The organism is Rhizobium albus (assembly GCA_030160035.1).
In the GTDB taxonomy this organism is placed as follows: Bacteria; Pseudomonadota; Alphaproteobacteria; order Rhizobiales; family Rhizobiaceae; genus Georhizobium; species Georhizobium albus.
This window is the reverse complement of record BSNO01000004.1, coordinates 35059-56657: the sequence shown is the minus strand read 5'-3', so window position 1 is coordinate 56657 and position 21599 is coordinate 35059. Positions and strand designations below refer to the sequence as shown.

Annotated in this window: 18 protein-coding genes; 13 read left to right on the top strand and 5 right to left on the bottom strand. The window is 63.5% G+C overall.

Annotated features, from left to right (window positions below):
• Positions 1 to 22: 22 nt before the first annotated feature.
• The 6 genes from QQL76_RS15555 (at position 23) to QQL76_RS15530 (ending at position 8174) form a co-directional block, all read left to right on the top strand.
• Positions 23 to 1552: a tripartite tricarboxylate transporter permease gene (locus QQL76_RS15555; RefSeq protein ID WP_499208435.1), complete on the top strand. Its 1530-nt coding sequence runs from the start codon at positions 23 to 25 to the stop codon at positions 1550 to 1552.
• 84 nt (positions 1553 to 1636) lie between these two features.
• Positions 1637 to 2881: a 3-methyl-2-oxobutanoate dehydrogenase (2-methylpropanoyl-transferring) subunit alpha gene (locus QQL76_RS15550; RefSeq protein ID WP_126007645.1), complete on the top strand. Its 1245-nt coding sequence runs from the start codon at positions 1637 to 1639 to the stop codon at positions 2879 to 2881.
• A 373-nt stretch (positions 2882 to 3254) separates the two neighbouring features.
• The gene (locus tag QQL76_RS15545) at positions 3255 to 4268 is read left to right on the top strand and encodes an alpha-ketoacid dehydrogenase subunit beta (protein WP_404863456.1); all 1014 of its coding nucleotides are present in this window, start codon (positions 3255 to 3257) and stop codon (positions 4266 to 4268) included.
• Between the two features lie 4 nt (positions 4269 to 4272).
• Entirely contained in the window at positions 4273 to 5592 is a 1320-nt protein-coding gene (locus QQL76_RS15540; protein ID WP_499208434.1) for a dihydrolipoamide acetyltransferase family protein, read from the top strand.
• Between the two features lie 10 nt (positions 5593 to 5602).
• Positions 5603 to 7000: a dihydrolipoyl dehydrogenase gene (gene lpdA, locus QQL76_RS15535; RefSeq protein WP_126007651.1), complete on the top strand. Its 1398-nt coding sequence runs from the start codon at positions 5603 to 5605 to the stop codon at positions 6998 to 7000.
• A 16-nt stretch (positions 7001 to 7016) separates the two neighbouring features.
• The gene (locus tag QQL76_RS15530) at positions 7017 to 8174 is read left to right on the top strand and encodes an AAA family ATPase (protein WP_499208950.1); all 1158 of its coding nucleotides are present in this window, start codon (positions 7017 to 7019) and stop codon (positions 8172 to 8174) included.
• Between the two features lie 53 nt (positions 8175 to 8227).
• Here QQL76_RS15530 and fsa read toward each other — a convergent pair whose 3' ends face one another.
• Positions 8228 to 8881, bottom strand: coding sequence for a transaldolase family protein (gene fsa, locus QQL76_RS15525; RefSeq protein ID WP_499208433.1), 654 nt, complete (start codon positions 8879 to 8881; stop codon positions 8228 to 8230).
• Positions 8882 to 8975: 94 nt separating this feature from the next.
• On the opposite strand from fsa, the gene QQL76_RS15520 reads away from it, so the two are divergent.
• From QQL76_RS15520 to QQL76_RS15490, 7 genes are all read left to right on the top strand, one after another.
• Positions 8976 to 11210 (top strand): primosomal protein N', encoded by a 2235-nt coding sequence (locus tag QQL76_RS15520; RefSeq protein ID WP_499208432.1) that lies wholly within the window; start codon positions 8976 to 8978, stop codon positions 11208 to 11210.
• Positions 11211 to 11296: 86 nt separating this feature from the next.
• Positions 11297 to 11656, top strand: a complete 360-nt coding sequence (locus tag QQL76_RS15515; RefSeq protein WP_499208431.1) for an AGROH133_08824 family phage infection protein — start codon at positions 11297 to 11299, stop codon at positions 11654 to 11656.
• Between the two features lie 206 nt (positions 11657 to 11862).
• Positions 11863 to 12429, top strand: coding sequence for a FoF1 ATP synthase subunit delta (locus QQL76_RS15510; RefSeq protein ID WP_499208430.1), 567 nt, complete (start codon positions 11863 to 11865; stop codon positions 12427 to 12429).
• On the top strand, positions 12429 to 13958 hold the full coding sequence (atpA, locus tag QQL76_RS15505) for a F0F1 ATP synthase subunit alpha (RefSeq protein ID WP_499208429.1): 1530 nt from the start codon (positions 12429 to 12431) through the stop codon (positions 13956 to 13958). Before QQL76_RS15510 ends, atpA begins: the two co-directional genes overlap by 1 nt.
• 34 nt (positions 13959 to 13992) lie before the next feature.
• Positions 13993 to 14892: a F0F1 ATP synthase subunit gamma gene (locus QQL76_RS15500; protein WP_499208428.1), complete on the top strand. Its 900-nt coding sequence runs from the start codon at positions 13993 to 13995 to the stop codon at positions 14890 to 14892.
• A gap of 28 nt (positions 14893 to 14920) precedes the next feature.
• Positions 14921 to 16474 (top strand): F0F1 ATP synthase subunit beta, encoded by a 1554-nt coding sequence (gene atpD / locus QQL76_RS15495; protein WP_499208427.1) that lies wholly within the window; start codon positions 14921 to 14923, stop codon positions 16472 to 16474.
• A 96-nt stretch (positions 16475 to 16570) separates the two neighbouring features.
• Positions 16571 to 16978, top strand: a complete 408-nt coding sequence (locus tag QQL76_RS15490; protein ID WP_404863464.1) for a F0F1 ATP synthase subunit epsilon — start codon at positions 16571 to 16573, stop codon at positions 16976 to 16978.
• Between the two features lie 77 nt (positions 16979 to 17055).
• Here QQL76_RS15490 and QQL76_RS15485 read toward each other — a convergent pair whose 3' ends face one another.
• The 4 genes from QQL76_RS15485 to QQL76_RS15470 all read right to left on the bottom strand — a co-directional run bounded on the left by QQL76_RS15485 (position 17056) and on the right by QQL76_RS15470 (position 21459).
• Positions 17056 to 17571, bottom strand: a complete 516-nt coding sequence (locus QQL76_RS15485; RefSeq protein WP_499208426.1) for an RNA pyrophosphohydrolase — start codon at positions 17569 to 17571, stop codon at positions 17056 to 17058.
• Positions 17568 to 18752, bottom strand: a complete 1185-nt coding sequence (locus QQL76_RS15480) for a divergent polysaccharide deacetylase family protein (RefSeq protein WP_499208425.1) — start codon at positions 18750 to 18752, stop codon at positions 17568 to 17570. The genes QQL76_RS15485 and QQL76_RS15480 overlap by 4 nt, the downstream gene beginning before the upstream one ends.
• A gap of 105 nt (positions 18753 to 18857) precedes the next feature.
• Positions 18858 to 20183 (bottom strand): S41 family peptidase, encoded by a 1326-nt coding sequence (locus tag QQL76_RS15475; RefSeq protein ID WP_499208424.1) that lies wholly within the window; start codon positions 20181 to 20183, stop codon positions 18858 to 18860.
• Entirely contained in the window at positions 20173 to 21459 is a 1287-nt protein-coding gene (locus QQL76_RS15470) for a murein hydrolase activator EnvC family protein (RefSeq protein WP_499208423.1), read from the bottom strand. The genes QQL76_RS15475 and QQL76_RS15470 overlap by 11 nt, the downstream gene beginning before the upstream one ends.
• Positions 21460 to 21599 lie beyond the last annotated feature (140 nt).

Genomic DNA, 21599 nt, shown 5'->3' with positions numbered 1-21599 from the left:
AAACGAGAGTATTCCGACGGTTATGGATACGTTCACGCTTCTTTTCGATGGTTTGCTCGTCGCAGCCCAGCCCGCCAATCTCGGCTTTGCGCTGCTCGGCGTTCTGCTCGGCACGGCCGTCGGTGTTCTGCCGGGCCTCGGACCGGCACTGACCGTCGCCCTTCTTCTGCCCGTTTCGCTGTCATTCGGGGCCACCGGCTCCATGATCATGTTCGCCGGCATCTATTATGGCGGCATGTATGGCGGGGCGATTTCTTCAATCCTTCTGAACACCCCCGGCGAGACCGCGTCGATCATGACGGCGCTCGAGGGAAACAAGATGGCGAAGGACGGGCGCGGTGGTAAAGCGCTCGGCGCTGCAGCCATCGGCTCCTTCTTCGGCGGCACCTGTGCCACGATCGGCCTCGCGATCATCGCGCCGCTGATGGTCAAGGTGGCGCTCTCCTTTGGCCCGGCGGAATATTTCGCGCTGATGGTGCTGTCGTTCCTTACGGTTTCGGCAGCCTTCGGCGGATCGATCATCCGCGGCCTGACGGCGCTCTTCATCGGCCTGTCCATCGGACTCGTCGGCATCGACAGCCTGACTGGCCAGGCGCGTCTGTCCTTCGGCGTGCCGGAACTGCGTGACAACATCGATATCGCCATCATTGCGGTCGGCCTGTTCGCCATTGGCGAGACGCTGTTCATCGCGTCGCAGGCGAGCACGATCAACGAGAAGCTCCAGGCCGTCAAAGGCTCCGTCTGGCTGAGCCTTGCCGAGCTGAAGCGCTGCCTCAAGCCGTTCCTGCGGGGCACGGGCCTTGGCTTCCTGTTCGGCCCGCTGCCGACCGGCGGCGCGGAAATTCCAACTTTCCTGTCCTATTCGACCGAGCGCCGCACTGCGAAAGGCGTCGCGCGCGAGGAATTCGACAGCGGAAGGGGCGCAATCGAAGGCGTTGCGGGGCCGGAGGCTGCAAACAATGCTTCCGCTGCCGGAACGCTCATCCCGCTTCTGACGCTCGGCCTGCCGACCTCGGCGACCGCCGCCGTCATGCTCGCCGGCTTCCAGCAATACGGTCTGCAGCCGGGTCCGCTGCTCTTTACCAGCAACCCGCAGCTCGTCTGGGGTCTCATCGCAAGTCTCTTCATTGCCAATCTGATGCTCGTGGTGCTCAATCTGCCGTTCGTCGGCCTTTGGGTAAAGCTCCTGACGATCCCGCGCCCCTGGCTCTATGCGGGCATCATGACCTTCGCCTCGCTCGGCATCGTCGGCGCCCAAGGTTCGGCCTTCGCCCTCATTCTGCTGCTCGTTTTCGGCATACTCGGCTTCATCATGCGGCGGTTCGACTATCCGCTGGCGCCGGTTCTCGTCGGCGCCATTCTCGGGCCACTGGCCGAAGAGCAATTGCGCCGTGGATTGATGATCAATCAGGGTGATTTCACGTTTCTCTTCACCTCTTGGATCGCCCTGACGATCTACGCTGTCGCCATCGCTGCCGTTGCCGGCCCCATCCTCTGGACCAAGCTGTCCAAGCGAGGCCGGGCTGCCGCCGAGGCGCTCCACGAGGCCTGATGCTTTGAACAGATTGCGCGCGGGCATGGATTTCGCGCGCAATCGCCTCTACCGTTCGACAAGGACATCGAACGGGAGGTGCTGATGGCCGGAAGTTCAACCGGAAACGGGCCGCTTCAACTGCATGTGCCGGAGCCTTCGGTCAGGCCCGGCGATCAGCCTGACTTCTCTTCGGTGAAGATACCGCAGGCTGGGACCGTCGAGCGGCCCCCAGTCGATGTCGATCCTCGCGATATCCGCGATCTCGCCTTCTCGATCATTCGCGTGCTCAATCGCAAGGGCGAGGCTGTCGGCCCGTGGGCGGGAAGCCTCACCGACGAGGAACTGCGCGACGGCCTGCGCGACATGATGACCCTGCGCGCCTTCGATGCCCGCATGCAGACGGCGCAGCGCCAAGGCAAGACCTCGTTCTACATGCAGCATATGGGCGAGGAGGCGGTCTCCTGTGCGTTTCGCAAGGCGATGGAGCCGGGCGACATGAACTTCCCGACCTATCGGCAGGCCGGTCTTCTGATCGCCGGCGGCTATCCGATGGTCGACATGATGAACCAGATCTATTCCAACGAAGCCGATCCGCTGAAGGGCCGGCAGTTGCCGATCATGTATTCGTCGAAGGAGCATGGCTTCTTCTCCATCTCCGGCAATCTCGGCACACAGTTCATCCAGGCTGTCGGGTGGGCGATGGCGTCCGCCATCAAGCGTGACACCAGGATTGCCGCAGGTTGGATCGGCGACGGCTCTACGGCAGAGAGTGATTTCCACGCAGCACTGGTCTTCGCTTCCACCTATCAGGCGCCCGTCGTGCTCAACATCGTCAACAACCAGTGGGCGATTTCCACCTTCCAGGGTATCGCGCGTGGTGGTTCCGGCACGTTTGCTGCGAGAGGCCTTGGCTTCGGCCTGCCGTCGCTCAGGGTCGACGGCAATGACTATCTGGCCGTCCATGCGGTGGCGAAATGGGCGGTCGAGCGGGCGCGTCGCAATCTGGGTCCGACGCTTGTCGAATACGTCACTTACCGCGTCGGCGCACACTCCACCTCCGACGACCCGTCCGCTTACCGTGCAAAGACCGAATCGGATGCTTGGCCGCTCGGCGATCCTGTCATCCGGCTGAAGAACCATCTCATCGTCAAAGGGCTGTGGAGCGACGAGCGCCACAAACAGGCGGAGGCAGAAGTGATGGACAGCGTCATCGCCGCCCAAAAGGAGGCAGAGAGCCACGGCACGCTGCATTCGGGCGGCAAACCCTCCACGCGCGACATGTTCGAGGGCGTCTACGAAACCATGCCACCGCATCTCAGGCGCCAGCGCCAGGAGGCGGGGGTGTGATGGTGGGTCGTGAGAAATTAACTGACGTCGCACGTCCATCCACGCCGTCATGGTCGTCCCGGCCATCCACTGGCACATCGGCACGACGGATGGACCGGAAGATCCTCGGGACGAGCCCGAGGATGACGGCAGTGGGTGGGGGGCGTCTGCTTGCTGCCATCAACTGTCACAAGACTATCCTCTGTGCCGGGCCTGTAGCTACGCCGTCATGGTCGGGCTTGTCCCGACCATTTACTGGCGGCTCGGCGACACGGATGGGCTGGCAGATCCTCGGGACGAGCCCGAGGATGACGGAGGTAGGGTTGGGCCCGGGTGCAGACCACGCGCATGCCGGAATTGCGTGGCTGTCTGGTTCGGTCAAAGGAAACCGCCCATGCCGCGCATGACGATGATCGAAGCCATCCGGTCGGCCATGGATGTGTCGATGGAGCGCGATGACGACGTGGTCGTGTTCGGCGAGGATGTCGGCTATTTTGGCGGCGTTTTCCGCTGCACGGCGGGCCTTCAACAGAAATACGGGAAGACGCGGTGCTTCGATACGCCGATTTCCGAGCTGGGCATCGTCGGTGCGGCGATCGGCATGGCGGCCTATGGCCTTAGGCCCTGCATCGAGATCCAGTTTGCCGACTATGTATATCCGGCATTCGATCAGATCGCGTCGGAAGCCGCGCGCATCCGCTATCGCTCCAACGGCCAGTTCACCTGCCCGATTGTGATCCGCATGCCGACGGGCGGCGGCATCTTCGGCGGGCAGACGCACAGTCAGAGCCCGGAAGCGCTGTTCACCCATGTCTCAGGTTTGAAGGTCGTCGTTCCGTCCAATCCGGTCGACGCGAAAGGTCTGCTGATCGCGGCGATCGAGGATCCGGACCCGGTGATTTTTCTGGAACCGAAGCGGCTCTATAACGGGCCGTTCGACGGGCATCACGACAAGCCTGTCACGCCCTGGTCGAAACATGCCTTGGGCGAGGTGCCGGAAGGGCACTTCACCGTGCCGCTCGGCAAGGCGGAGGTGCGCCGGGCGGGCGCGGAACTCACCGTGCTCGCCTATGGCACGATGACCTATGTGTCGGAGGCCGCCGCTGCCGATACGGGCATCGATGCCGAAATCATCGACCTCAAGACGCTGCTGCCGCTCGATCTGGAAACGATCGTTGCTTCCGTTTCAAAAACCGGACGGTGCGTGATCGTACATGAAGCGACGCTGACATCCGGCTTCGGCGCGGAGCTTGCCGCGCTCGTGCAGAAGCATTGTTTCTACCATCTTGAAGCGCCGATCACGCGCGTGACCGGCTGGGACACGCCCTATCCGCATGCGCAGGAGTGGGATTATTTCCCCGGGCCCGCACGTGTCGGCCGGGCGATGATCGAGACGATGGAGGGCTGAGGCGATGGGCGAACGCGCAATCAAGCTGCCCGATGTCGGCGAAGGCGTCGCCGAGGCCGAACTCGTCGAGTGGCATGTGAAGATCGGCGATGCCGTGCGGGAAGACGATATCGTCGCCGCCGTCATGACCGACAAGGCAACGGTGGAAATTCCGGCACCCTGCGATGGCGAGATCGCCTGGCTCGGCGCGGACGTTGGCGATGTCGTCGCCGTCGGCTCGGTGATCGTGCGCATCAGGACGGGGGTCGCGGGATCGGACGAAGACCACGCCTCGAAGCCGATGGATGACGGCGAGAACGAGGCGCCGATCGCAGACGGGATGAGCGGCGAAGGCGAGGATCTGCCGCCACCGCCTGCAGGCGAGCCCCAGAAGGTCGATACCAAGCCGGCAAAGGATACTGAGGCGAAGGAGCCTGCGCCCAAGCGGCCCACCCGCCCCGCTGCGGCGCCCAGTGCCGACAAGCCGCTGGCCTCACCGGCCGTGCGGCTGCGTGCCCGGGATGCGGGCATCGATCTGCGTCAGGTGGTGGGGTCCGGTCCAGCGGGCCGAATCACCCATGACGACCTCGATCAGTTCGTTGCCAAGGGTCCAAAGGCGGCGTCGCCGGCCGGTCTCATGCGCCGCACGGATGTCGAGGACATCAAGCTCGTTGGCCTCCGCCGCAAGATCGCGGAGAAGATGGCGATCGCCAAGCGACACATTCCCCACATCACCTATGTGGAGGAAGTGGACATGTCGGCGCTCGAGGATCTGCGGGCGGCGCTGAACCGTGACAAGCGCCCCGACCAGCCGAAACTGACGCTGCTGCCCTTCCTGATGCGGGCGATGGTGAAGGCCATCGCCGCCCAGCCGCAGTTCAACAGCCATTTCGATGACGAGGCGAACATCATCCACCGCCATGGCGGTGTCCATATCGGCATCGCGGCGCAAACGCCGTCCGGGCTCGTCGTGCCCGTTGCCAAGCACTGCGAGGCGCGGGACCTCTGGGAATGCGCGGCGGAAGTCGGCAGGCTTTCGGACGCGGCGAAATCGGGTACGGCGACGCGCGAGGAGCTTTCGGGTTCCACGATCACGATCACCTCGCTCGGCGCGCTCGGCGGCATCGTGACGACACCCTTGATCAACCATCCGGAAGTCGCGATCATCGGGGTCAACAAGATGGCGATCCGCCCCCATTGGGACGGCACCGCGTTCGTGCCACGGCGCATGATGAACCTGTCCTGCAGTTTCGATCATCGGATCATCGACGGCCATGATGCGGCGGTCTTCGTCCAGCGGATCAAGACGCTGATGGAAACGCCGGCCATGATCTTCGTGGCATGAGGGGGCGGTGATGAAAGACATTTCCTGCAAGCTTCTCGTCATCGGCGCCGGTCCCGGCGGCTATGTCTGCGCCATTCGTGCCGGCCAGCTCGGCATCGATACGGTCATCGTGGAGGCGGTGAAGCCCGGCGGCACCTGCCTCAATGTCGGCTGCATCCCATCCAAGGCGATCATCCATGCGGCCGATCAGTTCGCCGAGACAAAGGCTATGGCGGCCGGCGAAAGCCCGCTCGGCATCACGCTTGCCGAGCCACGCATCGATCTCACCCGTACGATGGCCTGGAAGGACAAGATCGTCGGGCGACTGACGACGGGCGTGGCGGGACTCTTGAAGAAGGCCGGCGTGAAGACCGTGCAAGGCTGGGCGCGGTTTCGCGACGGCAAGACGGTCGAGGTCAAGACCGAAACCGGCGTTCAAGTCATCCGGGCGGAATCGATCGTGATCGCCACCGGCTCGGAATCGGTGCCGTTGCCCGGGCTCCCCTTCGGCGGTTCGGTGATTTCCTCGACCGATGCGCTGGCACTCAAAGCCGTGCCGGAGCGGCTCGCCATCGTCGGCGCCGGCTATATCGGGCTCGAACTCGGCACGGCCTTCGCCAAGCTCGGCTCACAGGTGACCATCGTCGAAGCCGCCGATCGCATCCTGCCGCTCTATGACGGCGAACTGACGCGCCCTGGCGCGAAGCGGCTGGGCGAGCTCGGCATAGAGGTCGTCCTCGGGGCAAAGGCGCGCGGGCTTTCCGGCAAAGGCGATGCGCTTCTGGTCGAGGGGGCACACGGCAACGATCTGCGCATCGCAGCCGACAAGGTGCTGGTGACGGTGGGCCGGCGGCCGCTGACGGAAGGCTGGGGCCTCGAAGAACTCGATCTCGACCGCTCCGGTGCTGCGATCCGCATCGACGAGACCTGCCGCACCTCGATGCGCGGCGTCTACGCGATCGGCGACGTCACGGGCGAGCCGATGCTTGCGCATCGGGCCATGGCGCAAGGCGAAATGGTGGCGGAAATCATCGCTGGCCACCGCCGCGCTTTCGACAAACGCGTGATCCCGGCAGTGTGTTTCACCGATCCGGAGATCGTGACGGCGGGGCTCTCGCCCGACGAGGCGCGTCGCGGTGGCCGCGAGGTCAAGATTGGCCTCTTCCCGTTCCAAGCGAATGGCCGGGCGATGACGATGGAAGCCGAGCAGGGTTTCGTGCGGGTGGTTGCCCGGGCGGACAACCATCTCGTTCTTGGTATTCAAGCAGTGGGGAAAGGCGTTTCGGAGCTTTCCGCTGCCTTCGGCATCGCGATCGAGATGGGCGCGCGGCTGGAAGACATCGCCGGCACGATCCATGCCCATCCGACACAAGGCGAGGCGCTGCAGGAAGCGGCGCTGAAGGCGCTGGGCGCGGCGCTCCATATCTGATGGCCGCGCCATGTCGATGAAACTCCGGTCGCTGACCGTTGCCGGCTATCGCTCGCTCAAGTCGATCCGCATGGAGATCGGCGACGTCAATGTCTTCGTGGGCGACAATGGCGTCGGCAAATCCAATCTTTATCGGGCGCTGCATCTCGCCCAGTCAGCGGCCGAAGGGACGTTCGCGCGCGAAATCGCTGCGGAGGGCGGCATGGCGGCCGTACTCTGGACCGGCACGCGCAAGAAGGGGCGGCCGGTGCGCCTGTCGATCGCCGTCGAAATTATCGACGAGGACACGGCGCTTGGCTGGCGCTACACGATCGATGCCGGCCTGACGCCGCCGATGGGCGCCGGATTTCCGTTCGAGCCGCAGATCAAGGAAGAGCGGCTCTCGATCGACCAGGGCCGGCGTGTCGTGGACGTAATGAAGCGCGCCGGTCAGGGACTGTCCTACCGCGATGCCGACGGGCGGATGCAGGAGTATCCCGTCAGGCTTCTCTCATCCGAAACGGGCTTGGCTGCGCTTGGCGGATCGGGGCTGCATGCGGAAGCGGCGATCGTGCGCGATACGCTTGCCCGGTTCCGCTTTTATCACGGCTTTCGCAGCGACGCTGGGTCGCCCTTGAGGGCAGCATCGCTTGCCGTGACGGCGCCCATGCTCGACATGGATGGCAGCAATCTCGCGGCTGTGATGGCGACGCTGAAACATATCCGTGGCGATACGGTCGATCTCGATCGGGCCGTTGCCGATGCTTTAAGGGGTGCCTGGCTCGATATTCCGCTGCCGGATCGCGAAGCGCGCTTCGGCGTCGTCTTCCCTCAATTCCCGCAGCGCGTCTTTTCGGCTGCGGAGCTCTCGGATGGCCAGATCCGGTTCCTGGGTCTTGCCGCAGCGCTGCTTGCCTATCGCATCCCGCCTTTCATCGCGCTGAATGAGCCCGAAGCGAGCCTGCATCCGTCGATGCTCGCGGCGCTTGCCGACATGATCGCGCGGGCGGCGAAGGATGCGCAGATCTGGGTCGTCACCCACGCGCCCGAACTGGCAGGCCTGATCGTGGAACGCACCGGTGTTCGGGCGAAGACGGTGATCCGGCAGGAGGATGGATCGACCTGGATCGAGGGCATGCGTCTGACGGGGCAGGTTCCGGACGAGGCCGACGAAATGACTGATGACGACGCATGAAAAAAGCCGGCGGACTTAGGCCGCCGGCTTGGTGCTCTTGAGCCAGGTGCCGATCAGGCGATCGTCTGGCCGGTCTTCTTCCAGTCCTCAAGGAACGTCTCGAGACCCTTGTCCGTCAGCGGGTGCTTGACGAGCGACTTGAGCGTGGCCGGCGGCGCAGTGACCACATCGGCGCCAATGAGGGCGGCATCCTTGATGTGGTTCGCGGTGCGGATCGACGCTGCGAGGATTTCGGTGTCGAAGCCGTAATTGTCGTAGATCTGGCGAATTTCGCGGATCAGGTCCATGCCGTCGAGGTGGATGTCGTCCAGGCGGCCGATGAAGGGCGAGATGAAGGTTGCGCCGGCCTTGGCAGCCAGAAGCGCCTGGTTGGCCGAGAAGCACAGCGTTACGTTGACCAGCTTGCCCTGTTCGGTGAGCGTCTTGCAGGCTTTGAGGCCGGCGAGCGTGAGCGGCAGCTTGATGCAGACATTGTCGGCGATCGCACCGAGAACTTCGGCTTCGCGCATCATGCCGTCATAGTCGACCGCAGTGACTTCGGCGGACACGGGACCTTCGACGATGTCGCAGATTTCCTTCGTGACTTCCTTGTAGTCGCGGCCGGATTTCATGATGAGCGAGGGGTTGGTCGTCACGCCGTCGAGAAGGCCGAAATCGTTCAGCTCCCGAATTTCGGCGACGTCGGCGGTATCGACAAAGAATTTCATCAGATTGTCTCTTCTGCTTTGCTTTGGCTGCCTGTTGGCCGGTAAGGCCGTTTCGGGTTCCCTTTAGACCAAACAGGGGGCAAGGTCACGCATCATGACCCGCCATTCCGCTGCCGATTCTCAGAGCGTTCTGTTCGACGCGCCGCCACCGCCCGTCGTCCCCGTGCCGGTCGTCTCCGTGCTCGTGCCGCTTCCTGCGCCAGAGCCTTATTCCTATGTGGTGCCTGAGGGTCTGCATGTCCAACCCGGTTCGCTCGTACAAGTTCCGCTCGGTCCGCGTCAGGTGCTCGGCGTCGTGTGGGATGGACCGCCCGGGCGTGAGATCGATGCGCGCAAGCTCAGGCCGATCACGCATGTCTTCGATTGCCCGCCGCTCGATGCGGTGATGCGCCGGTTCATCGAATGGGTCGCAGATTATACGCTGTCGCCGCCCGGTCTCGTCGCGCGCATGGCACTGCGCGCACCCGCGGCGCTCGATCCGGAGCCGATGATCGAGGGACTGGCCGCGACCGGTGCCGTGCCGGAGAAGCTGACGCCGGCGCGGCGGCGCGTGCTGGACACGGCACAGGAAACCGGCGCCTGGACGAAATCGGGCCTTGCCCATGCGGCTGGCGTCTCGTCCTCCGTGGTCGACGGCCTCGTGAAGCAGGGCGCGTTTGCGCCCATCCTGCTGCCGCCGCCGCCGGTGGTTGCTCTGCCCGATCCCACCTATGGCGGAGCGGAGCTCAGCGACGGACAGGCTGGTTCGGCTGCGATCCTGCGCGAAGCTGTAGGGAAAGCGCGGTTCGGTGTGCATCTTCTCGATGGCGTCACCGGCTCGGGCAAGACCGAGGTCTATTTCGCCGCCGTTGCGGAGGCCATCGAGAAGGGCAAGCAGGCGCTGATCCTGCTGCCGGAAATCGCGCTGACGCCGGCCTTTCTCGGTCGCTTCGAAGCCCGCTTCGGCGCGCCGCCGGCGGAATGGCATTCCGAGCTTGCGCCCCGTACCCGTGAAAGGGTCTGGCGGCAGGTGGTCGACGGGCGCGTGCGCATTGTCGTCGGTGCCCGCTCGGCGCTGTTCCTGCCGTTCAAGGAGCTTGGGCTGATCGTCGTCGATGAGGAGCACGATCCGGCCTACAAGCAGGAAGATCGGGTGTTCTATCATGCGCGCGACATGGCGGTGGTGCGCGCTCGGCTGACCGATTGCCCAGTGGTGCTCGCCTCGGCGACGCCGTCGATTGAAAGCCGGGTCAATGCGGAGGAGGGGCGTTACGGCCTCTTGAAGCTTTCCAGCCGATACGCTGAAGCGGCCATGCCGGATCTGAAGCTGATCGACATGCGCCAGAGCCCACCCGCACGGGGCGGCTTCCTGTCGCCGCTGCTTCTCAAGGCTGTCGCCGGTCGATTGGAACGCAAGGAGCAGTCGCTGCTCTTCCTCAATCGCCGGGGCTACGCGCCGCTGACGCTCTGCCGGGTCTGCGGACACCGCTTCCAGTGCCCGGATTGTTCAAGCTGGCTCGTCGAGCACCGGTTCCGTGGTCAAATTCAGTGCCACCATTGCGGCCATGCCGAACCGACGCCGCAGGCCTGCCCGGAATGCGGCACGTTCGATCATCTGGCAGCCTGCGGACCGGGCGTGGAGCGGATCGCGGAAGAGGTCGTCGGGCATTTCTCGGACGCGCGGATCGTCGTCATGTCGTCGGATCTGCTCGTCGGGGCGAAGCGCGTGCGGCTGGAGCTGGAGGCGATCGCCAAGGGCGAGGCGGACATCGTCATCGGGACCCAGCTGGTCGCCAAGGGACACAATTTTCCGCTGATGACGCTGGTGGGCATCGTCGATGCCGATGTCGGGCTTTCGAGCGGCGACCCGCGTGCAGCGGAGCGCACCTTCCAGCTTCTGTCGCAGGTGACGGGGCGCGCCGGGCGCACCGGCCTCAAGAGCCTCGGGCTCATCCAGACTTACCAGCCGATGCATCCGGTGATGCAGGCGCTCGTGTCGGGCGATGCTGACACCTTCTACGAGCGGGAAATCGCCGAGCGGCAACGGGCCGGGCTTCCGCCCTTCGGGCAACTGGCCGCGATCATCGTTTCGGCCAATACCCGCACTGAAGCGGACGAGCATGCGCGGGGTCTGCGCCGTGTCGCGCCTTCCGCCCGTGGCATCACCGTGCTCGGACCGGCCGAAGCGCCGCTCGCGCTCATCCGGGGGCGTCACAGGTTTCGACTGCTCGTCCACGGCGAGAAGCGGGCCGACATGCAGGCCTATCTGAAGGCGATGCTCGGCAGTGGCCCGAAGGAGCGGGGCTCGGTGCGCGTGCAGGTCGACATCAATCCGCAGAGCTTTCTTTGATCGCTGGGCGGTGCGGTGTCACGCAGCGCTTTACCTGACGTTGCGCCTATCCTATCGGTCAGCAGCGCAAATCAGGAGGTGCTTCGTTGGAATTCGCTTTTCCCTGGCCGGGCAGCCAAGGCGAGTGGCTGGCGTTTGGTGCCGCCGTCGCGACCGCGCTTCTCGGGCTCTGGCACTTCGTTGCGCTGCTGTTTACCCATTTTCCAAATGCCTTGGCGGTTCGCGCGCAGGCCGCGGGCCTGCAATTTGGTGCAGGTGCCGTCGCCGTCTTGATGGCGCAGCCGCTTGTCTACCTGGCGATCGGAGCGGGCTGGGCGGCCGTGGTTCTGATCAAGATCGTCGCGATGGCGCGCCACGGCAGGGCCGATGGCACCACGCTGCTTTCGCTGATCCTGGCGCTTGTTCTCGCCGTCCTGCCGCTCGGATACGTCTTCGGAATGCTCTGACTGCGACGGAATGCGCCAAGAATGCGCCCAAAGCAGGCGTCTTGGCGTGTTGCGGGGGCGGAATTCCTATGTTAGACGAACCCCGAATTTCGGAGCGGGCGTGCCTTCCAGGCATTTGCTCCTGATAATTACAGCAACAAATTCAAGGTGTTGTGGTTGGCCAGATTTCAACCGGCGGCGCTCTTGAGTACATTTGAGAGATTTGGGTGCCCGTGGCAGACACATCCCAGCTAATTTCCGGTGTTGCAGAACGGTATGCCTCCTCGCTTTTCGATCTTGCGAAAGAGGCTGGTGAAGTCGATTCCGTCACGCGCGAACTCGACGCGTTCGAGGCGATGATCGCAGAGAGCACCGACCTGAAGCGACTGGTGATGAGCCCGGTTTTCTCGGCCGAGGATCAGGCGCGCGCCATCGGCGCCATCTTGGATCAGGGCAGGATCGGCGGTCTCGCCGGCAACTTCCTGAAGGTCGTCGCCGCCAACCGCCGTCTCTTCGCTCTTCCCGGCATCATTCGCTCCTTCCGCCAGCTTGCCGCCGCCGATCGCGGCGAAGTCGCTGCCGAAGTCACGAGCGCCTATTCGCTGGACGAGGCACAGCAGCGCGAGCTTGCTGCAGCGCTCAAGGACGTCACGGGCAAGACCGTGTCGCTCAATATTCATGTCGATCCGTCAATACTCGGCGGCCTGATCGTCAAGGTCGGCTCGCGTCAGATCGACACATCGCTTCGTACGAAACTCTCCTCGCTTAAGCTTGCACTGAAAGAGGTCGGCTGATGGATATCCGCGCCGCGGAAATTTCCGCAATTCTCAAAGATCAAATCAAGAATTTCGGCCGCGAAGCCGAAGTTTCCGAAGTCGGCCAGGTGCTCTCCGTCGGTGACGGTATCGCTCGCGTCTACGGTCTGGACAACGTTCAGGCCGGTGAGATGGTCGAGTTTCCGGGCGGCATCCGCGGCATGGCGCTCAACCTCGAAGCCGACAATGTCGGCGTCGTCATCTTCGGCTCGGACCGTGACATTCGCGAAGGCGATATCGTCAAGCGTACGGGCGCCATCGTGGACGTGCCGGTCGGCAAGGGTCTTCTCGGCCGCGTCGTCGACGCGCTCGGCAATCCGATCGATGGCAAGGGCCCGATCGTTGCCGACGAGCGCATGCGCGTTGACGTCAAGGCACCGGGGATCATCCCCCGCAAGTCGGTTCATGAGCCGATGTCGACCGGTCTCAAGGCCATCGACGCGCTCATCCCGGTTGGTCGTGGCCAGCGCGAGCTCGTCATCGGCGACCGTCAGACCGGCAAGACCGCCATCATTCTCGACACCTTCCTGAACCAGAAGTCGCTGAACGAAGGCACGGACGAGAGCCAGAAGCTCTATTGCGTCTACGTCGCTGTCGGCCAGAAGCGCTCGACCGTCGCGCAGTTCGTCAAGGTTCTGGAAGAGCGCGGCGCGCTGCCTTACTCGATCGTCATCGCCGCGACCGCATCCGATCCTGCGCCGATGCAGTATCTGGCGCCGTTTGCCGGCTGCACGATGGGCGAGTATTTCCGCGACAACGGCATGCATGCCGTGATCGGTTATGACGATCTGTCCAAGCAGGCCGTCGCCTACCGCCAGATGTCGCTGCTGCTTCGCCGCCCGCCAGGCCGCGAAGCTTATCCCGGTGACGTTTTCTACCTGCACTCGCGCCTTCTCGAGCGCGCCGCCAAGCTCAATGACGAGCAGGGCGCCGGTTCGCTGACGGCTCTGCCGGTCATCGAAACGCAGGCAAACGACGTTTCGGCCTACATCCCGACCAACGTGATTTCGATCACCGACGGTCAGATCTTCCTCGAAACGGACCTATTCTATCAGGGCGTCCGTCCGGCCGTGAACGTCGGTCTGTCGGTTTCGCGCGTGGGTTCGTCGGCTCAGATCAAGGCGATGAAGCAGGTTGCCGGCTCGATCAAGGGCGAGCTTGCGCAGTACCGCGAAATGGCGGCGTTCGCGCAGTTCGGTTCCGACCTCGATGCCTCGACGCAGCGCCTCCTGAACCGTGGCGCACGCCTGACCGAACTTCTGAAGCAGCCGCAGTTCTCGCCGCTGAAGACGGAAGAGCAGGTCGTCGTGATCTATGCAGGCGTGAAGGGCTATCTCGACAAGCTGCCGGTCAGCGATGTCGGCAAGTTCGAGCGCGGGCTGCTCTCGCACATGCGCAACGAAGGCAAAGGCATCCTCGACGCCATCCGTACGGACAAGGCGCTCAAGGAAAACACCGAAGCCGACCTGCGCAAGGAGCTCGACAAGTTCTCCAAAAACTTCGCTTGAGTTAATCAGACTCCGAGAAACGGACGGATAGCGGATGCCTTCACTCAAGGATCTGAGAAACCGGATCGCCTCAGTCAAGGCGACGCAGAAGATCACCAAGGCGATGCAGATGGTCGCCGCGGCGAAGCTGCGTCGTGCGCAAGAGGCGGCGGAAGCTGCGCGGCCCTACTCGCAGCGCATGGGGGCGGTCCTCGCCAACATCGCGAATGCAGTGGGTGACGGTGAGGATTCGCCGCGTCTGATGACGGGCACCGGCAAGAGCGACGTGCATCTGCTCGTCGTCTGCACGGCCGAGCGTGGTCTTTGCGGTGGTTTCAACTCGCAGATCGTGCGCCTGGCGCGCGAGCATATCCGCCGGCTCGTTTCGGAAGGCAAGCAGGTCAAGATCCTCTGCGTGGGCAAGAAGGGGTATGACATCCTTCGCCGTGACCACCGCGAGAAGATCATTGATCGCGTCGATCTTCGTGACGTGAAGGCTGTCGGCTTCGTCGACGCCGACAAGATCGCCCGCCAGGTCATCGCGCTTTTCGACCAGGGCGAGTTCGACGTCTGCACGCTGTTCTATTCGGAGTTCCGTTCGGTGATCTCGCAGATTCCGACGGCCCAGCAGCTGATCCCGGCAAGTGCGCCTTCGGGCGATACCGCGGCGACGGATGCGATGAATGCCCGTCTCGGCGGCGCCATCTATGAATACGAGCCGGATGCCGGCGAAATCCTGACCGATCTGATCCCGCGCAACATTGCGGTCCAGATCTTCCGTGCTCTCCTTGAAAATGCTGCGTCCGAACAGGGTGCGCGCATGTCCGCCATGGACAACGCGACGCGCAATGCGGGCGAGATGATCGAGAAGCTGACGCTTTCGTACAACCGCCAGCGTCAGGCTCAGATCACCAAGGAACTGATCGAAATCATTTCGGGCGCGGAAGCGCTCTGAGGCTCTTTGAAGAAGAGGTTTGAACGATATGGCTAAGGCAGCGACACCACAGACGCCAGCGGCTGAAAAGAAGCCGGCCACCCGCAAGGCGCCGGCCAAGACAGCCGCCGCTGCACCAGCAGCGACCACGACATCGGCACCGGCGACAGCCGTTGCGACCGGCCGCGTCACGCAGATCATCGGCGCCGTCGTCGACGTCTCGTTCGATGGCCACCTGCCGCAGATCCTGAACGCGCTCGAAACCGACAACCTCGGCAACCGCCTCGTTCTGGAAGTCGCGCAGCACCTCGGCGAGAACAGCGTTCGCACGATCGCCATGGACTCCACCGAAGGTCTCGTTCGCGGCCAGGCCGTTACCGACACCGGCGCGCCGATCTCGGTTCCGGTCGGCGCCGGCACGCTTGGACGCATCATCAACGTCATCGGCGAGCCGATCGACGAAGCTGGTCCGGTTCCTGCCACGACGCGCCGCGCCATCCACCAGGAAGCGCCTGATTTCACCGAACAGTCGACCGAAGCCGAAATCCTCGTGACCGGCATTAAGGTCATCGACCTTCTCGCACCTTACGCCCGTGGCGGTAAGATCGGCCTCTTCGGCGGTGCAGGCGTCGGCAAGACCGTCCTCATTCAGGAACTGATCAACAACATCGCAAAGGCGCACGGCGGCTACTCGGTGTTCGCCGGCGTGGGTGAGCGTACTCGCGAAGGCAACGATCTCTATCACGAAATGATCGAATCCGGCGTGAACAAGGACCCCAAGGAGCACGACGGCTCCACGGAAGGCTCCAAGTGCGCCCTGGTGTTCGGCCAGATGAACGAGCCGCCCGGCGCCCGCGCACGCGTTGCGCTGACCGGCCTCACCATTGCCGAGCAGTTCCGCGACGAAGGTCAGGACGTTCTGTTCTTCGTGGACAACATCTTCCGGTTCACGCAGGCAGGCTCCGAGCTTTCGGCTCTGCTTGGCCGAATTCCTTCGGCCGTGGGCTACCAGCCGACGCTCGGCACCGACATGGGTGCAATGCAGGAGCGCATCACGACGACGACCAAGGGTTCGGTCACCTCGGTGCAGGCCGTTTACGTCCCTGCCGACGACATGACCGACCCGGCTCCGGCTTCGACCTTCGCCCACCTCGACGCAACAACCGTTCTGTCGCGTTCGATCTCGGAGAAGGGCATTTACCCGGCCGTGGATCCGCTTGACTCCACGTCGCGCATGCTCGACCCGATCATTCTCGGCGAGGAACACTACAACGTTGCCCGTCGCGTCCAGGAAACGCTGCAGCGCTACAAGTCGCTGCAGGACATCATCGCCATCCTGGGCATGGATGAGCTTTCGGAAGAGGACAAGCTGACGGTTGCCCGCGCCCGTAAGGTCGAGCGCTTCCTGTCGCAGCCGTTCTTCGTCGCCGAAATCTTCACCGGTGCACCTGGCCAGCTCGTCGATCTCGAAGACACGATCAAGAGCTTCAAGGGGCTCGTCGAAGGCGCATACGACCACCTGCCGGAAGCTGCCTTCTACATGGTTGGCGGTATCGACCAGGCGCTCGCCAAGGCCGAAAAGCTGGCCGCGGAAGCAGCCTGATCATTAGAGCAGATGGCGAATAGGGAGCGGCTGACGGACGCACATTGCTGATACTCCGGTGTCACTGTCACATGGGTTTCCGTCGGCCGACGAGATATGGCTGACACATTCAAGTTCGAACTCGTATCGCCTGAGCGTCTGCTCGTCTCGGCCGAAGCCGTCGCCGTCGTGCTGCCGGGCTCGGAAGGCGAAATGACGGTCATGGCCAAGCACGCGCCGCTGATGTCGACGCTGCGTCCGGGTGTGATCACGGTCGAACTGGCAGATGGCCAGAAGCAGTCCTTCATCGTGTTCGGCGGTTTCGCAGACATTCTGCCGGACGGTTGCACCGTGCTCGCCGAGGCTGGCTACGACCGCGCGGCCTTCGATGGTGCTGAGCTGGCACGTCGCATCGAGGCAGCTCGCGCCGAGCGTGAACAGGCTTCCGGCGACGATCAGGCTTTCAAGCTCGACGAGTATCTGAGCCAGTTGACGACGCTGCAGGGCACCGTGCCTCCGGCATAGGCTCCAGCGACCGATGGACAAGAAAAAACGCCGGCCTTAAGAGGGCCGGCGTTTTCGTTTCAGGCCACAGAGTGCGTCTAGCGGGCGGCGAGTGATGAAAATGTCGAGACGACTGTCTCGTAGACGCCGCGCTTGAAAGGCACGATGAGGTTCGGCAACTCGGCCATGGGTTTCCAGTCCCAGGCATCAAACTCGGCCTCATGGCCGCCCGGGGGAGGATTGATGGCGATTTCGCTCTCATCGCCTTCGAAGCGGAATGCGAACCATTTCTGGGTCTGACCGCGATAGCGGCCCTTCAGGCCGATGCCGATCAGCTCCGTGGGAAGATCGTAGTTGATCCAGTCCGGCGCTTCCGCAAGGAGGCTGACGGTTTTGATGCCGGTCTCTTCATAAAGCTCGCGCAGTGCCGCCGGATAAGGATCTTCACCGGGATCGATGCCGCCCTGCGGCATCTGCCAGAGCTGAGACGTTCCGGCATGCTCCGAATCAGCGATCGGAATGCGGCGCCCGACCCAGACGAGGCCTTCAGCATTCAGCACCATCACCCCAACGCAGGGGCGATACGGCAGGTCCTCGGCATTCATGCGGCTCATCGGCTCGCAGCTCTGGATGAAGCCGGATCAAGCGCGATTGCCGAGACGCTGACGATCTCGATGTTGCGGCGCGATGCCTGCCGCACCCATTCAGCTATGGCGTCGACGCTTACGTCGAAGGCCGAGGCGACGCCGATCGCGGCACCGTTGCGCACGGCGCTGCGTTCGAGCGCATCGAGTGCTTCCATGATCGCGCCGCGCTCGCGCCGGCTGTCGAGAACGATCTCTGCCTGGCCGAATGGCGCACCGAAGGTTCTGGCGAGCATCTGCGACCGCGACTGCGATGCGGAGCCGTCATCGAGGAACAGCAGGCCACGGTCTGCGATCTCGCGCATGACCGGCTCGAAGGCTTCGATGTCGGACATGAAGCGTCCGCCCATATAATTCATGACGCCCGTATAGTTCGTCATGCGGGCCAGTGATTTGTGAAGCGCCTCAATGTTGCTTTCCAACGGCGCTTCGACGGTAAGCGTGTTGGCGCCCGGGTCCACGGAGGGATAGTCGAAGGGTTCCAGCGGGATCTGCAGCAGGATTTCATGGCCACCACGGCGGGCGTCCTGCATCCAGCGCGTCAGGCTGTTGCCGCTTGCCGCAAAGGCAAGCGTGATCTCTTCGGGCAGCTTCTCGATCGCGTACTGGGTGCCCGTTTGGCTGAGCCCTAGCCCGCCGACGACGATCGCGATCTTCGCGCCGTTCGTGCCGGACCATGACCGTGCATAGGCTTCTGCCGAACGCTTACCGCCTGGAGAAATGGTGGGGATGGCACCGAATTCGGTTTCTTCGAGAAGCGCATCTTCCGGCAAATGCGCGACGCGCAGATCCTGGCCGACCGCGCCGCCGTCGATGATGAGCGGTCCGAGCCCTTCGCGGCTGCCCGGGCGGTAGGTCGTGACCATGACGCCGTCGCCGGTCATTTCGGAAGCGATGTTGCCGCCTGCCGTGCCTGCCGTGCGGGCGGGGACGGTGCCTGTCTGAAGGTTTGCGTATTCGTCCGTTTCATCGGGCGCGACAACGGGTGTGTCGGCGGTTGCGACGGGCGCCGGTGAGCCGCTGAGGCCACTGGGCGACATGGCACTGTAAATGGAACCGGCGAGAAGCAGCACGACGGCTGCAGATGTGCCGAGCGCGAAGCGACCCGGCCACGGCCGGCGCTTCTGCCTCGACTTTCGGGCTTGGCCCAATGGAGTATCTAGCTTGTTACGCACCGCTCACCGGTCTCATGACTGAGGGTGATTCGGCAAGACGCGGCGCTCAAAGAACGCCGCGTCGAAAGGATCCAGAGACCCTTATTGGTTGGTGACGGCAGCCTGATCCGGGTTGGGCGGGAAGGACGCATCCGTGCGGTCGCCACGCAGAAGATCGAAGGCGTGGTTCAGCTGGATGTCGTCTTCCTGCTCCGGCGGCACGTAAGCGATCGAGCCTGAGCCTTCTTCGGTCTCGCTCTCACCCTGGATGTGGCCACGCAGCTGTGATTCTCCGGATGCTTCCACCTGGCCCATGAGTTCCTCGGGCAGGGGCTGCTCCACGATGATGTCCGGCGTGATGCCCGTGCCCTGGATCGACTTGCCCGACGGCGTGTAATAGAGCGCCGTCGTCAAGCGGAGGGCACCGTTTTCACCGAGCGGAATGATCGTCTGGACGGAGCCCTTGCCGAAGGAACGTGTGCCGAGAACGGTCGCCCGCTTGTGGTCCTGCAATGCGCCGGCCACGATTTCGGACGCCGAAGCGGAACCGCCATTGACGAGAACGATGAGCGGCTTGCCGCCGGTGAGGTCGCCTGCACGCGAATTGAAGCGGCGGCTTTCCTCTTCGTTACGGCCACGGGTGGAGACGATCTCGCCACGATCCAGGAACGCGTCGGAAACGCTAATCGCTTGATCGAGCAGGCCGCCCGGGTTGAGGCGCATGTCGAGGACGTAGCCTTTCAGCTCATCTTCAGGCACTTCTTCCTGGATCTGCTCGATCGCCGCAGCGAGATCGTCATAGGTCTTTTCGGTGAAGGAGATGAGGCGGAGATAGCCGACATTCTCTTCGACGCTATGGCGAACTGCCTTCACTTGGATGATGGCACGCGTGACTTCGATCTTTAGCGGTTGAGCAGCGCCCTCGCGTATGACCGTGAGCTCGACCGTCGTGTCGACCGGTCCGCGCATGCGGTCAACGGCATCCGACAGGGTCAGGCCCTGCAGCGATTCGCCGTCGATTTCAGAAATCAGATCGCCAGCAAGCACGCCTGCCTGCGCGGCGGGTGTGTCGTCGATGGGCGTGATGACCTTGACGAGGTCGTTTTCCATCGTGACTTCGATACCAAGGCCGCCGAATTCGCCACGCGTCTGGGTGCGCATGTCGTTGGCATCGTCAGCATTGAGATAGCTGGAATGGGGATCGAGCGAGGTCAGCATGCCGTTGATGGCACTCTCGATCAGCTCTTTCTCTTCCGGCGGTGTCACATATTGCGAACGCACCCGTTCGAACACGTCACCGAAGATCGACAGTTGGCGGTAAGTATCCGACCCAGCGGCTTCCGCCGGCATGCTGAACTGCTGGGCAGTGCTCAGGGCGGTAGCGCCCATGAGGGCGCCGACGAACAGAAGCGATATTTTACGAATCATTGCTTGCCCTTCCCGAAGTATCGTTTGCCCACCAGGGGTCAGGATCGACCGGCTGTCCATCTTTCCTGAATTCAATGTAAAGCGTCGGCTGCCCGGAAACCAGAGCCAAAGCAGCAGCGCCTGCGAGCCTCGTTTCACCCATCGCAGCGACCGGTTCGCCGGTCACCACGAACTGGCCTGGTGAAACATCGATACGGTCCATACCCGCCATGACGATATGATATTCGTCACCTGCGTTGAGGATCAATAGCTGCCCGTAAGTCCGAAAGGGGCCGGCATAGACGACCCAAGCGTCGGCCGGGGCTTGCACGAGTGCCCCCGACCGGCTCGCGACCATGATGCCTTGAAGCGGGTGGCCGGTGCCGTCATCGTCGCCATACCAGCGCTCGACGGCCCCTTCCACGGGCAATTCCAGGGTTGCGGTGCGCGATGCGAAAGGAACGGCCGGCGAAAATCTTTCCATGTCGAGGTCGCCGCTGGCGGCACGGTTGCGCGCCCGCTCGAGCTCTTCCTCGCTTTGTTGTTCACGCAATCGTGTTGCTTCGCGAGCCTGTTCGGCGGCTTCTCGGACGGACGAAATCTCCGTTTCGAGCGATGCGATGAGTTCGCCGAGCGACGAGGCACGTTCCGCGAGACGGGCCGCCGCGACGCGCTCTTCCTCGATGCGTCTTTCGCGGTCGCCCTGCATTTCGCGCTTTTCGGCGAGAAGCAGGGCAAGGCGTTCCTCTTCGACGACCTGATCCGTTCGCGCGGCGACGAGCTTCGCGCGCTCCTCTTCGATGTCTTCACGCACCGCTTTAAGGCGAGCCAGATCCAGCGCGAGTTGTTCCGTCTCCTCGCGCATTTCGGGTACGACGGCTCCGAGCAGGATGGCGCTTCTCACCGAAGCAAGCGCATCCTCCGCCGCAACGAGGAGAGCCGGTGGCGGATTTCGGCCCATACGCTGCAATCCGGCAAGAACTTCGGCGAGCAGCACGCGCCTTTCCTTCAGCGACGCGGTGATCTCGCCTTCGTCACCGCGCAGTGTCGAGAATCGATCTTCGGCTTCCGCCATGCGCGTGGTGAGTTCGCGCTGGCGGTCGGCCGTTTCTATCATGCTTGCGCGAATGGCCGCCTCGTCCTGGCGCAGCGCATCCACCTCGGCGCGCAGATCGGCCATGCGCTGTTCGGACAGCGTGATGGCTCGGCTCAAGCGGTCGAGTTCCTCGGCCGTTTCGGCGCGCTTGGCATCGAGAGATTGGGTTGGATCGGCTGCATCCGCCTGAGGAGCGGTCACAGCAGGAGGGGCCTCCTGAGCGTAGACTGTATCGGCCGAAGCGGTAGAGAGAAGCCCAACAACCAAAGCCTTGCCGGCGAACCAGGCAGCGAGCCTGACCTGTCCACCTCGCGAATGATCCGGCGCGGCGCAGTGACCGC